Raw genomic sequence first — 11,439 nt, forward strand, 5'->3', positions numbered from 1 at the left:
CGCTTCACGGCGACGGTACGCTGCTGACGCTCGAACGTCATGCGATAGCCGCCGATCATGCCCTTGCGAATCGTGACCGTGTCGCCAATCCGCACCGGCGGCAGGCTGCGCGCTTCGGTCTGACGCCAGACTTGGCCGTTGTCGAGCGTGACCACGTAACCGGAAATGCCCTCGCGCAGCTCGGCAATGGCCGCGCTGATCTCGTTCACCGCTTCCTCGCCGTCAGCCTTCGGCGCGCTGGCCGCACCGAAGGCTGCGAGCCGCTCCTGCTCCTTGCGGGCCTTGGCTTCCTCTGCCGCCTTGGCCGCCGCAACCTCGGCGGCCCGGCGCTGCTCGGCCAGCTTGGCCGCAGCCTGAGCGTCCGTTGCCGCCAGAGCCGAGTCGTAGCAGGCAAGCCGCTTCGCGCCGTCACTGATGGACGCGCAGGCCTTGAAACCCTCGATCTGTGCGCTGGCGCTGCCGCCCGCCAAAAGAGCCGCTGTCAGCGCCACGTGGAAGATGCCCTGCCTCATCCTCGGTATTCCCCTTCTTCGGTCGTTGCATCCGCATACCGTCGCGCTATGGCTTACTGGAGAAATACGGGGGCGACAATGTCACATCATGAGTCTCCGGCGCAGTGCCAGAACTGCGCCGCGGAGCTGAGCGGACCCTATTGTTCGGCGTGCGGCCAGCACGCCGTGCACCTGCATCGGCCGATCTGGGAAATTGCCGAAGACTTCCTGCACAGCGTCGTTCACTTCGACGGGCGGTTGTGGACCACCCTGCGCTCGCTGTTCCTCCGGCCCGGACAAATGACCATGGACTGGGCCGATGGCCGTCAGGCGCGCTATGTGCCGCCTATCCGCCTGTTCATCTTCACGTCGCTCCTCCTGGTGATCACCCTGACGCTGAGCGACGTGGCGCTGCTGCGTCTCGTGTCCGATCCCACGCGCCCGGCCGCCACCCTCTCCGTGGACGGCGGCGTGGTCATTCCCGAAATCTCTCTGGAAGTGCTCAGCATCACGCCTGATCTCCCACCGGCCGATCCGGTGGTGGACGACGCCAGACTCCGGCAGCTGCTTCAGGACGGCGGCGGCGTTCAGGATGCAGACGAGACCCGGCTCGCCTCCCGCATCAGCAGCGGCGTCAATGCGCTGGCAGCGGACCCCCGCCTGTCCAATCAGGTCATCGGCAAGTCCCTCAGCCGCTTCATGCTGCTGGCCGTGCCGCTGATGTCGGTGCTGCTCTGGCTGTTCTACCGCCGCCGCTTTCTTGCCGAGCATGTGGTATTCGCGCTCAACACCCACACCTTCTTCTTCATCGGCCTGCTCATCGCCGTGTTCCTGGTGTGGATCAGCCGGGGCCTGATCCCCGGCGGCTGGCTGCTGACCATCCTCTGGACAGGTTACAGCGCCCACTTCCTCGTGGCATTGAAACGCATGTATCAGCAGGGGTGGACAGCCACCGTCATAAAATCCGCAGTCATCACAGTCCTTTACATGTCCTCCCTGCTCGTTGCCGGCATGCTCCTGCTGGTTCAATTCTTGAAGTCTTAAAAGCAAGGGCTTGACAGCCATGGTGTGTTACATAGATAGTACACCAGATCACACAGGAAAATGGCGGTCATGACCCAAAACTGGCGCGAAGACCAACCCATATACCGGCAGATCCGAGATCGGATCATCGACGGCATTCTGGATGGCAGCTTCAAGGAAGGCGAAGCCCTGCCAAGCGTGAGGACCGTGGCCGTTGAACTTCAGGTCAACCCCCTGACTGTCTCCAAGGCCTATCAGGAGCTGCAGCAGGCAGGCGTTGCCGAGCCCCGCCGCGGCCTTGGGTTGTTCGTCGTGCCCGGCGCCCAGCAACAGCTGCAATCCGCCGAGCGGGACAACTTCCTCAGCAAGGAGTGGCCGGAGATTGCCTCCCGCATCAGGAGGCTTGGGCTGTCCCTGAATGATCTGCTGGCCGCAGAGGCTGCGCAAGGGGGTGAACAATGATTGTACAAGCCAATGGACTGGCCAAGCGCTACGGCCAAGTCGAGGCGCTGAAGCCGACGACGTTTTCCATTCCGCCGGGCCGCATCGTCGGCATCATCGGGCCGAACGGCGCGGGCAAGAGCACGCTCGTCAACGCCCTGCTGGGCCTTATCAGCCATGAGGGGCAGCTGGAAGTGCTCGGCCGCCGCCCGCTGGAGCAGCGCGCCAGCCTGATGCACGACGTCAGCTACATCGCAGACGTCGCCACCCTGCCCCGCTGGATCAAGGTAAAGGACCTCCTCAACGTCGTTGAGGGCATTCACCCGCGCTTCAATCGCCAGATGGCGGAAGAGCGGCTGGCCCGCACCAACGTGCGGCCGAACGCCCGAGTGCGCGAGCTCTCCAAGGGCATGATCGTGCAGCTGCACCTCTCGATCGCGCTCTCCATCGACGCCCGCCTGCTGGTTCTGGACGAGCCGACCCTCGGCCTCGATCTCATCAACCGCCGCGCCTTCTATGACGCGATCCTGAGCGACTTCTTCGACGAGACGCGCTCGATCATCGTCACCACACATCAGGTCGAGGAAATCGAGCACGTCCTCACCCACGTCATGATGATCCGTCAGGGCGAAGTGGTGCTGGATGCCAGCCTCGACGAACTGAGCGAGCGCTTCGCTGCCGTGGATGTGCCGGACGCCCGCCGCGCCGAAGCCGAGGCGCTGAAGCCGGTCTATTCCCGCCGCGCCATCGGCCGCACCAGCTACGTCTACGACGCCGCGCCGCGCGACCGGCTGGAAGCCCTCGGCGAGCCTCGCCGGGTGTCGCTTGCGGATCTGTTCGTCGCCACCGTCCAGCCCAAGGGAGAGGTCGCATGAAAGCCTTCCTGACCCTTCTGAAATCGGAACATCTCGAGCATCGCGGCGGCCAGCTGTGGACGCCGGTCATTCTGGGCGGCCTGATCATCATCCTGCTGATCGCAGGCATGCTCCATGAAGGCTCGATGATCATCAGCCTGGCGTCGGACAACTCGGAGGTCACCATCCGCACCGTCGAGGATGCGCACCGCGTCCTGCGCGATGAAATCGGCGAGGAAAAGATCGGCCCCGTGCTTCAGGGGCTGGCGTTCGCCTCCAGCTACTTCGGCATCGCCATCCTCATGATCGTCGCGGCGGTCGTGAGCTACTTCCAGATGGTCGGCAGCATGCACAACGAGCGCGCCGACCGCTCGGTCCTGTTCTGGAAATCGATGCCGGTCAGCGACATCGAGGTCACGCTCGCCAAGTTCGTCTCCGCCACCTTCGGCACCATCCTGCTTGCCGGCGTGATCGGCGTGGCTGTCTCGGCCATCGGCATCATCGTGCACTCCATCAGCGGCCCGCTGGGCTCGACGCCGGAGTGGGGCGTCATCATCCACCCGAGCGTCATCGCCTCCACGCTGACGCTCGGTTTCAGCCTCGCGGTTTTCTACGTCCTCTGGGCCGCGCCGGTGTACGCCTGGATCCTGCTGGCATCCGCCTGGGCTCCCCGCTCTCCGCTGCTCTACGTAGCCGTGCCGCCAGTGGCCATCGGCATCCTCGAGCTCCTGACCACCCGGGAAGGCAGCTGGCTGTGGCGCGAGATCGGCTCGCGCGTCAGCGGCTCCATGCTGCGCTACGACGGCACGGTCGGCAACGCCCACCACACCGCCGGCAGCCTGTCCCGCGCCCTGATGCAGCCGGTCAGCGAAATGGTGGTGCAAGCGGCAGCCAGCCCGCGCTTCTGGCTGGGTCTGGTGCTGGCTGCCCTGTTCATCTGGGGTGCCAGCGAGATCCGCCGCCGCCGGATCGCGTAACGGTTAAGCAACGGTTTCTAGTAAGAATATATAGCAAATATACCCGTCTGGTCGTTGCTGGCAGCAAACCTCATCGGCATCCTGCGAACGGGCCGGTCCACAAGACCGGCTCGTTTTGCCTTGAGGGAGCCGGTTTCCAGCGATGGACTATTACGCTCGCGTATGCCGTTTCGTCGAAGAGGTCAGGGCCGTCCGTACCGAGGCGGAGCTCATCCGTCTGGTCACCGAGATCCTGAACGAGTTCGGGTTTCAGCACTTCGCCCTCGTCAGCCACGTGGATCTGGTCGCTCCGCCCGAGGGCACCGTGCGCATCATCAATTACCCCTCCATCTGGAAGGCACGCAGCGCCGAGCAGCGATACTACGCGGATGACCCGGTACTGCTCACCGCCCAGCGGCTCGCCCTCCCCTTTACGTGGGACGATATTCCCCGGCACATCGACCTGACCCGCCGCCAGCGCGTCATTCTCGACGAGGCCAAACTGGCCGGGTTGCCGGCCGGCTATACGGTGCCGATTCACGTTCCGGGGCAGATTTCAGGCTCCTGCACCTTCGTCTATGAGCCGGGCAGCGTCGATCCCGCCTGCTTCCCCGCGGCCCATTACGTCGGCATCTATGCCTTCAACGCCGCCCTCAAGCTCTCGGGCCGCAGCGCTGCGGCAAAGGCCGGGCGCGTGCGGCTGACCAACCGCCAGCGCGAATGCCTCTCCCTGGCCGCGCGCGGCAAGTCTGACTGGTCCATCGGACAGCTGCTCACGCTGAGCCAGCAGACCGTGCACATGCACATCGAACTGGCCAAGGGGCGGTATAACGTCTCCTCGCGTGTGGAAGCCGTGGTGCGCGCTCTGTTCGACGGGGAGCTGGCCTTCGCCGACATCCTGAAGTCCGACACGCCGGCGGACGACGACCACTGACAGTGCCGCCCCCGAGCAGGCGCGGGCAATACCCCTAGGCAGCTGTATCGACCATCCCGCCCTGTACTGGCGATGCTCCCTTCACGCGAACCGAGGGGGGGACAAAGCGTGGTCCAGATCATCGAGTGGCACAATCGCGAGGCTTTCGCCGACACCATCGAGCAGATCCATCGCCTGCGCAAACAGGTGTTTATTGACTTCTACAAATGGGACCTGAAGCACGAGAACGGGTTGGAAATCGACGAGTTCGACCAGCCAGAGGCGCTCTATCTCTTCGACCGCGATCCGGCGACCGGCACCGTCATCAGCAGCATGCGCCTGTTGCCGACCACCGGGCTGCACATGATGGAGCCGCTGTTTTCTCACCTGTGCGCCGTGGACTACCCGCGCGGCCCGCACGTGTACGAAGGCTCCCGCCTGCTCTACAACCCGGTTCTGCAAGCAGCGGATGAAGCCACCGTGCTGCGGGCACGGCGGCGGTTCGCCCTTGGCCTGCTGGAGTTCTGCCAGCACTGGGGCATCCATGAGTTGATCTTCGTCACCCACGCCAAGTTTCTGTCGCGGCTGGTCAACTATGACTGGGACGTCCGCCCGCTCGGCCTGCCGACCATGGACGGCACGCAGCAGGTCGCCGCCATGCGGCTGATCCTGACGCCGGACACGCTGCACAGACTGCAGACCCAGTTCAACCACTTCGAGCCGGTGCTGGAACGCTGGCCGCCCGCTCCGCGAAAGGCCGCCTGACCATGCGCTACGCAGACCATGCCGCGCACCTGCTGGAGCAGGGCTACACCATCGTCCGCAACGCTGTGCCGGCCGAGCAGATCAGGCCCGTTCGCGCCGAGCTCTCAGGGCATCTGGCAGCAACCCCCACTTGCGAAGGCGACTTCTACGGCTGGAAGACCGTGCGTCTGGGCGCGGTCTTAAGGAAGTCACGTGCCAGCCATGCGCTGGCGCTTCATCCGGCCATCCTGCAGCTGGCAGACGCCGCTCTCGGGCCGCATTGTGACTGGTTCCAGCTGAACCTGTCCCAGGTGATCGCGCTCCACCCCGGACAGCCGATGCAGGCGCCGCACCGGGATCAGGATATGTGGCACGGCGGGCCCAAAGGGAGCATCGAATACCAGATCAACGTCATCTGGCCGCTGACCCGGTTCACGCCGGAGAACGGCGGCACGGTGCTCTGGCCGGGCAGTCATAGGCAGCAGGATGCCGGCATTCTGCCAATGGATCAGTCACTTGCCGTGGTGGCCGAACCGGGAGATGCTCTGGTGTATCTGGGATCGCTGCTGCACTGCGGCGGCGCCAACCGCACCGACCAGCCGCGCGAGGGGCTGGTGATGAGCTACAGCCTCGGCTGGCTCAAGTCCTACGAGAACAACTTCCTCGCCTATCCGCCCGAAGTCGCCCGCAATTTCGCGCCCGAGGTGCAGGAGTTGCTGGGCTACCGCATTCACCGGCCCAATCTCGGCAACTGTGAGGGCCAGTCACCGGCGCTCCTGCTGCAAGAGGGAGAACTCAGCGGCCGGGCGAAGGACGAACTGCTGCCGGAGCAGATCGACAAGCTGCGCGCATGGCGTGAGGCCATGGAGCAGAGGGGGTCCGCCTGATCAGAGCACTTCACGACACCATCAGAACGCAGCCGCTCCCGATCCGCACGGACCAGGAGCGGGCTGACGTATCTTTGAACGCTAACGCGTCGGATCGTCAGGAAGCGGCTTCCAGAGCGCGCTTCACCGAATCCCAGCGGGCGTGATCCAGCCGCACTCGGTCATAGACGCTGTTGCAGAAGGCGCGCATTTCCGGATCGAGCTGCTCGTTGGCGAGCACCGTCTCGAACTGGTCGCGCAGGACGTTCTCGCCCCGCTCAACCTCGGCAATGGCAGCCTTGGTATCGTTCTGGAACAGGGACCGCAGGTTCATGAAGCTGCGATGGGCCGCAGCCGAGAAGGAACCCGACTCTTCCGGCTCACCGCCACGCATCTGAACACGGCTTTGGAAGTCGTGGATAATGGCGCGCCGCTCCTGGGCAAGCTGGTGGAAGCTCGCCTTGATCGACGGATCCTTGGCGACATCAGCGGCCTCTTCATAACCATTTACGCTATCAATCAGGGTCTCGATGAGATCGTTCAGGGCCTCGATGTCATTCGATCGGTTCTGCATGCTGCGTCTCCTTGGGCTTGACCATTTGTCTAACGCCCCCTCCGCACTCCGGTTTCACGGCCACGCATCGCAAGCCGTAGCCGGACGCCCCCGAGAGGCAGGCTGAGGAGGGCACGCGCAGATTCCCTGGAAGCCGCAGATTCGCTGGCGTTTCGGAAAATCGCGAACCAATACGTCAAGCCTGAAAATCGGGAACTGCTCGAGGTTCGCCCACGTTCATAGGGCATCGGCGCTTCAGGTGCCGATCCAGTAGGGAGAATGAAGATGGCCGAGAACAAAGATCGTGGCACGTCCAATCGCGGCTTCGCTTCCATGGACGAAAACAAGCAGCGTGAAATCGCCAGCAAGGGTGGCCAGAGTGTGCCGCCTGAGAAGCGCAGCTTCTCGCAAGACCCGCAACTGGCAGCGGAAGCAGGCCGCAAGGGCGGTCAGGCCAGCGGCGGCAACTTCGCCAATGACCCCGAGCGCGCCTCCGAAGCAGGCCGCAAGGGTGGCCAGGCCAGCGGCGGCAACTTCGCCAATGACCGGCAGCGTGCAGCTGAAGCCGGACGCAAGGGTGGCGAAGCCAGCCATGGCGGCGGCCAGCAGAGCCAGTCGTCGGGCGGTGGCCAGCAGGGCCAGCGTGGCGGCGGTGGTGGTCGCGGTGGCAGCGACCGGCAGCGCTAAAGCCCGGCAGTCTTCAGGCAGACCGGTTTGACGCCGGAACCTGGAGCGAGCACCTGAACAGGATGCTCAAAGCAGTCTCCGGCCCCCAAATGACCGGAACGTATGCAGACAGGGCCGACCCGCAGGGGCCGGTCCTGTCTTTTCATAACGCGCGCCGATCTCTCTCGACCGATGGTTGTAGTCTGCCAAAACCCCGCGGAAGCCGCAGCCGGTTATTATTTTTCGGATATCTCACCAAAGAGACGATTTTTTTTTGGAACCCTATCTGCCTAGGGACGTTCCGATGATTGCAAGGACGACATCCTGCCTTTGAGCCCTTGCAGACCCCCCTTCCCGGCCGCGAACACGACCCGCCCCATTTCAGTCGCGGCCGGGATCTTTTTCTCCAAACCCTCCGAACTAAACCTCCGGTAGCAGGCGCGGTTCCGCTTCGGCCGGCTGCCAGCCGGAGCGAGCCGTGCACAGGGAATTGTCCTGGTGCGCCGGCATAGCGCACTGGCCCGCTCCGGCTGGCTCCCAAGCTCCCGTCACCGGCAGACTCCCGTCACCGGATGGGCTGGAAACTCTCTGGCAGAAACTGAGGCAGCTTTTTCAGTTCATCACGAGACTGGGCCTGGATCATTACCCGGTCCCCTTGCGGTGAAACCGAAAGCATCTCGTATGGTGCAACGACCTCGCGCTGTCGGTCACCGGGGGTTTTTGGCAGGGTGAGGTGGGCGTAATTACGGCCGTCCCGAACAACGAATTCGTTGATCGTACCGGCCTGTTCGCCGCTCGGCATGATAACCGGCTTGCCGACCAGTTGCTCACGCCTGTCTCCCCCTGCCTTCAGACGGCTCTCTCCTTCCTCATCAAGATAGGCCTCAAGCGGCTGCAGCCTGCCGCCTGCCGAAGGTTCGAGGCTGTCCGGCGTCGTGGCGGGCGAGGTTGAGGGTGTCTCCGGCGCGCCAGGTGGCGTTGCCGGAACGCCGGGCGCCGGACCGGGTGTGGTCTCCGTTCCCGGCGCTTCCGGAGTTTGATAATCGCTGACGTCCGGGGGCGTTTCGCCCTCTGGCAGCGGATTGGCAGGCTCGGGCGGGCGATCTTGCACACGGGCGGGCGCCTCGTTCTGCCGCCGGGATGTCGTGTCCTGCGCGCCCTGCGCAGCAACCGGCCCTGCGCTGGCAATCAGGCATACCGCCGTTGCAGCAAGCAAGCGACTGTGCATGGGATGTCTCCCTAAAAAAATACAGTTGTCAGAATCCGTGTTCAGAGTAGCGCCGCAAGCATGCGCGCTGCGCCTTGTCCTCAAGCCGATCGGGCCTGGGCGGCGCGGGAAACGCGGCAACAACCACGCAAGAGAATACCCTTCTCGGAAAGTTCCAGACTAACGAGCGCCCGATGCACCGGTTCCTGCATGACAAGCACGGCGGGAACCCGACAAACGGTCATGGCGTTCTAGCAACGACAAAGGTCAAAACCCATTTCACAGTGCAGGAGCTGTCCATGGCAACTCGCGATTCCCTTCAAGAAGGCGGAGATATGGCCACCCAAGCCGGGCGTCTCAAAGACGATGCGGTCAACCTTGCAGGTGCCACCGGGGCCGAAGTGCGTCGCAGCATGACCGCGGCCGCCGAAACACTGGGCGATGCTGCCCGTCGCCTGATGGATACAACCCGCAGCGCCAGCCGCGAAGGCTTGGACCGCGTGAGCCATCAGGTTGAAGAGCGTCCGATTTCAAGCATTGCGATTGCAGCCGGGGTGGGATTCCTCATCGGCATGCTGATGCGCCGCTCGTAAGGGCGCGATGGCGTAAATGACCAGGCGCAACTGGACACCATTAATACTCGCCGTTGCCGGTCTGACCATCGCCATCGTTGTCGGTCTTGTAGGTATAGGGCTGATCTTCTCGGCCCTGTACCGCACGATCGCCGCCGAATTGGGGGTCGTTGCCGCCACGTGGATAACAGCCGTTCTTTTGATCGTGCTGTCGATCATCGGCGTGCTGGCGCTGATTCAACTGATCCGTTCTATGCTGGTCGAGCGGGAAATCGCCGAGCAGAAGGTGGATACAGGCGAATCAGAAGGCATGTTGGGTGGGCATCTCAACATCGTCAGCACGGCAACAAATTACATTCGCCGCTTCCCCATGCCCGCACTCGGCGTTGCAGTTGTAGGCGGAATTGTTTTTGCAAAGAGCCCTGCCGTGCGCCGCATGGTCTGGCGCTCGATTATGCGGGTATTTTGACGTAAAAGGGACGCCCGGGCGGCGTCCCTTTTTTCTTCTAATTGCTGATTTCCAACTGACGCATCCCGCCCCGCAAATTTGCGCGGCCACTTCCTGTTTATACTGCGCGCACTCATGGGAAGAAAATCACAGGGCGGCCTCAGCCCGATGACCCTGGCTTTCGCCATCTATAGTTTGCGCAATCTCAGCCATGTTTCCGTGCTGCAGGATTATCTAAATCTCAGTAATTATTGACGAAGCCGGCGATACCTGAAGCCGGGGAGGAACCCGGCTGATTATGGCAACGTTCCTATTGATATGGGTGCCGGCTACGAGCATTCCTGCCCGGCGCCCCGTCCTGGCACCAACCGGTGCACAGTATTCATGATGTAAGGAAGGCGTCCATGACCCGAGCTCCTGAATATGACGAACCCCAGCATACCGGGAACCCGAAGAAGGATCGGGAACCCGGGATACCGCCCGTTCAGGCCCGGCAAGGAAAAACGCTGGGCGTGCAGCGCTATGTGCTGTTCACGGGAATTACTCTGGTCATCCTCGGGTTCATTATCGCCTATGTGGTTGTAGCGGCCTGACCGTTCCTGCGGCGCGCCACATTCTTGATGCCACGCTTTGAGCGTGCCGCCTCCCACTGGCGCGCCCGCAGCGCTTAGCCTTCCGCTGCCCCGCAGTCGGGTAAAAGCATTGCGGCAAAGATGTCACACTATTGATCGAAAAAAGCACTACTGCGGCGCTCGTGCGGCGGAACCCGGGTCAACCACTCCCTTCCGGCTCCGTTTTTCCCAACCAGAACAACGCTATATCCTTAATATAATTGCTCTTTTTTTATCGCGCAGCCGACTAAGTGCCAAAATTTCACACCGGAACATTACAAATCATTGATCGTTCAAATCCACGCACCGACCATTTTGTTGCACATGCGTGTCTTCCCCATTCCACATGTCTTGAGGAAACCAAGATGCGGAAATTTGTTCTCACGACGACCAGTTTGATGGTCTTAGCCGGAGTCTCCGTACCCGCCTTTGCGCAGGAGGGTGAGCCAACTCCAACCTGGTATTACGGCATTAAAGGCGGATTGACCCGGCCACTCGATGCGGACTTTGACCGGAATGATAACGGCAATTTCGCCTATCGGGTTGACCCCAAACTGGGCTGGGCCGTGCTCGGCCATGCGGGCTACGACATGGGCCGCATCCGCCTGGAAGCGGAGCTCGGCTATCACCAGTCGTCAGTCGATTCTGTCTGGATTGCAGATCCCCTGCGGGTTTCACCCCCGGGCGTCTATGACGATCCTGACGGCAAGGTAAAACTCTACAACATCATGGCCAATGTGCTGTTCGACATTGTCGAATGGCAGGGCTTTACCTTCTCCGCAGGTGGCGGTGCCGGTTACGGCATGGTCTCGCTGAAAAACGTTGCCGCCACTGACGGCGCGCCGCATCTTGTCGACAAGGCCGACAAGGAGTTCATGTGGCAGGCCATCGGTGCCCTCAGCATGCCGCTCAACGAGCGCATCGATCTGACGGCGGACTATCGCTACCTGCAGACGGGCAAGCTGGACCTCATTCCTGAAAATGGTGACGTCAAGGGTAAGTACAAGACCCACATGTTCCTGATTGGCGCCCGCTTCAAGCTGGGCGGGGCAGAGCCCGCACCGGAGCCGGCACCGCCGCCGCCGCCAGCTCCG

Annotated in this window: 14 protein-coding genes and 1 pseudogene; 12 read left to right on the forward strand and 3 right to left on the reverse strand. The window is 62.7% G+C overall.

Going from position 1 to position 11,439, the window contains the following annotated elements:
• Window positions 1-512 (reverse strand): annotated as a pseudogene (locus tag VIG90_RS13040) (hypothetical protein); the annotation flags it as partial.
• A gap of 78 nt (window positions 513-590) precedes the next feature.
• Here VIG90_RS13040 and VIG90_RS13045 point away from each other — a divergent pair.
• The 7 genes from VIG90_RS13045 (at window position 591) to VIG90_RS13075 (ending at window position 6,309) form a co-directional block, all read left to right on the forward strand.
• Complete coding sequence (locus VIG90_RS13045) at window positions 591-1,535, forward strand: DUF3667 domain-containing protein (protein WP_331593958.1); 945 nt, start codon at window positions 591-593, stop codon at window positions 1,533-1,535.
• 69 nt (window positions 1,536-1,604) lie between these two features.
• On the forward strand, window positions 1,605-1,976 hold the full coding sequence (locus tag VIG90_RS13050; RefSeq protein ID WP_331593959.1) for a GntR family transcriptional regulator: 372 nt from the start codon (window positions 1,605-1,607) through the stop codon (window positions 1,974-1,976).
• Window positions 1,973-2,830 carry an ABC transporter ATP-binding protein gene (locus tag VIG90_RS13055; RefSeq protein ID WP_331593960.1) on the forward strand — a complete coding sequence of 286 codons (858 nt, stop codon included), beginning with the start codon at window positions 1,973-1,975 and terminating at the stop codon, window positions 2,828-2,830. Before VIG90_RS13050 ends, VIG90_RS13055 begins: the two co-directional genes overlap by 4 nt.
• The gene (locus VIG90_RS13060; protein WP_331593961.1) at window positions 2,827-3,786 is read left to right on the forward strand and encodes a hypothetical protein; all 960 of its coding nucleotides are present in this window, start codon (window positions 2,827-2,829) and stop codon (window positions 3,784-3,786) included. The genes VIG90_RS13055 and VIG90_RS13060 overlap by 4 nt, the downstream gene beginning before the upstream one ends.
• 142 nt (window positions 3,787-3,928) lie before the next feature.
• Window positions 3,929-4,699, forward strand: a complete 771-nt coding sequence (locus tag VIG90_RS13065; protein ID WP_331593962.1) for a LuxR family transcriptional regulator — start codon at window positions 3,929-3,931, stop codon at window positions 4,697-4,699.
• A gap of 108 nt (window positions 4,700-4,807) precedes the next feature.
• On the forward strand, window positions 4,808-5,443 hold the full coding sequence (locus VIG90_RS13070; RefSeq protein WP_331593963.1) for an acyl-homoserine-lactone synthase: 636 nt from the start codon (window positions 4,808-4,810) through the stop codon (window positions 5,441-5,443).
• 2 nt (window positions 5,444-5,445) lie between these two features.
• A complete protein-coding gene (locus tag VIG90_RS13075) occupies window positions 5,446-6,309 on the forward strand; it encodes a phytanoyl-CoA dioxygenase family protein (RefSeq protein ID WP_331593964.1) in 864 nt (287 codons plus the stop codon).
• A gap of 97 nt (window positions 6,310-6,406) precedes the next feature.
• On the opposite strand, the gene VIG90_RS13080 is transcribed toward VIG90_RS13075, so the two are convergent.
• Complete coding sequence (locus VIG90_RS13080) at window positions 6,407-6,862, reverse strand: PA2169 family four-helix-bundle protein (protein WP_331593965.1); 456 nt, start codon at window positions 6,860-6,862, stop codon at window positions 6,407-6,409.
• A 264-nt stretch (window positions 6,863-7,126) separates the two neighbouring features.
• Here VIG90_RS13080 and VIG90_RS19815 point away from each other — a divergent pair, with 264 nt between their 5' ends.
• Window positions 7,127-7,528, forward strand: coding sequence for a general stress protein (locus tag VIG90_RS19815; RefSeq protein ID WP_349257220.1), 402 nt, complete (start codon window positions 7,127-7,129; stop codon window positions 7,526-7,528).
• A 544-nt stretch (window positions 7,529-8,072) separates the two neighbouring features.
• Here the strand turns inward: VIG90_RS19815 and VIG90_RS13095 are convergent.
• Window positions 8,073-8,735 (reverse strand): PRC-barrel domain-containing protein, encoded by a 663-nt coding sequence (locus tag VIG90_RS13095; RefSeq protein WP_331593966.1) that lies wholly within the window; start codon window positions 8,733-8,735, stop codon window positions 8,073-8,075.
• A 173-nt stretch (window positions 8,736-8,908) separates the two neighbouring features.
• Between VIG90_RS13095 and VIG90_RS13100 the strand changes: the two genes are divergently transcribed.
• The 4 genes from VIG90_RS13100 to VIG90_RS13115 all read left to right on the forward strand — a co-directional run.
• Window positions 8,909-9,307: a DUF883 family protein gene (locus VIG90_RS13100; RefSeq protein ID WP_331593967.1), complete on the forward strand. Its 399-nt coding sequence runs from the start codon at window positions 8,909-8,911 to the stop codon at window positions 9,305-9,307.
• A 16-nt stretch (window positions 9,308-9,323) separates the two neighbouring features.
• Entirely contained in the window at window positions 9,324-9,755 is a 432-nt protein-coding gene (locus VIG90_RS13105) for a hypothetical protein (RefSeq protein WP_331593968.1), read from the forward strand.
• A 383-nt stretch (window positions 9,756-10,138) separates the two neighbouring features.
• Window positions 10,139-10,327 (forward strand): hypothetical protein, encoded by a 189-nt coding sequence (locus tag VIG90_RS13110; protein ID WP_331593969.1) that lies wholly within the window; start codon window positions 10,139-10,141, stop codon window positions 10,325-10,327.
• Between the two features lie 383 nt (window positions 10,328-10,710).
• Window positions 10,711-11,439, forward strand: a 729-nt coding sequence (locus tag VIG90_RS13115) for an outer membrane protein (RefSeq protein ID WP_331593970.1), incomplete at its 3' end; no start/stop codon positions are given.

It is taken from the genome of Pedomonas sp. (assembly GCF_036515995.1).
Taxonomy (GTDB): Bacteria; Pseudomonadota; Alphaproteobacteria; order Sphingomonadales; family Sphingomonadaceae; genus Pedomonas.

Bases quoted from the DNA above. Each gene is read 5' to 3' on its own strand.
- VIG90_RS13100 (WP_331593967.1), top strand. From the start codon at position 8,909: ATGCACCGGTTCCTGCATGACAAGCACGGCGGGAACCCGACAAACGGT.
- VIG90_RS13080 (WP_331593965.1), bottom strand. From the start codon at position 6,862: ATGCAGAACCGATCGAATGACATCGAGGCCCTGAACGATCTCATCGAG.
- VIG90_RS19815 (WP_349257220.1), top strand. From the start codon at position 7,127: ATGGCCGAGAACAAAGATCGTGGCACGTCCAATCGCGGCTTCGCTTCC.
- VIG90_RS13065 (WP_331593962.1), top strand. From the start codon at position 3,929: ATGGACTATTACGCTCGCGTATGCCGTTTCGTCGAAGAGGTCAGGGCC.
- VIG90_RS13105 (WP_331593968.1), top strand. From the start codon at position 9,324: ATGACCAGGCGCAACTGGACACCATTAATACTCGCCGTTGCCGGTCTG.
- VIG90_RS13075 (WP_331593964.1), top strand. From the start codon at position 5,446: ATGCGCTACGCAGACCATGCCGCGCACCTGCTGGAGCAGGGCTACACC.
- VIG90_RS13045 (WP_331593958.1), top strand. From the start codon at position 591: ATGTCACATCATGAGTCTCCGGCGCAGTGCCAGAACTGCGCCGCGGAG.
- VIG90_RS13055 (WP_331593960.1), top strand. From the start codon at position 1,973: ATGATTGTACAAGCCAATGGACTGGCCAAGCGCTACGGCCAAGTCGAG.
- VIG90_RS13095 (WP_331593966.1), bottom strand. From the start codon at position 8,735: ATGCACAGTCGCTTGCTTGCTGCAACGGCGGTATGCCTGATTGCCAGC.
- VIG90_RS13050 (WP_331593959.1), top strand. From the start codon at position 1,605: ATGACCCAAAACTGGCGCGAAGACCAACCCATATACCGGCAGATCCGA.
- VIG90_RS13060 (WP_331593961.1), top strand. From the start codon at position 2,827: ATGAAAGCCTTCCTGACCCTTCTGAAATCGGAACATCTCGAGCATCGC.
- VIG90_RS13110 (WP_331593969.1), top strand. From the start codon at position 10,139: ATGACCCGAGCTCCTGAATATGACGAACCCCAGCATACCGGGAACCCG.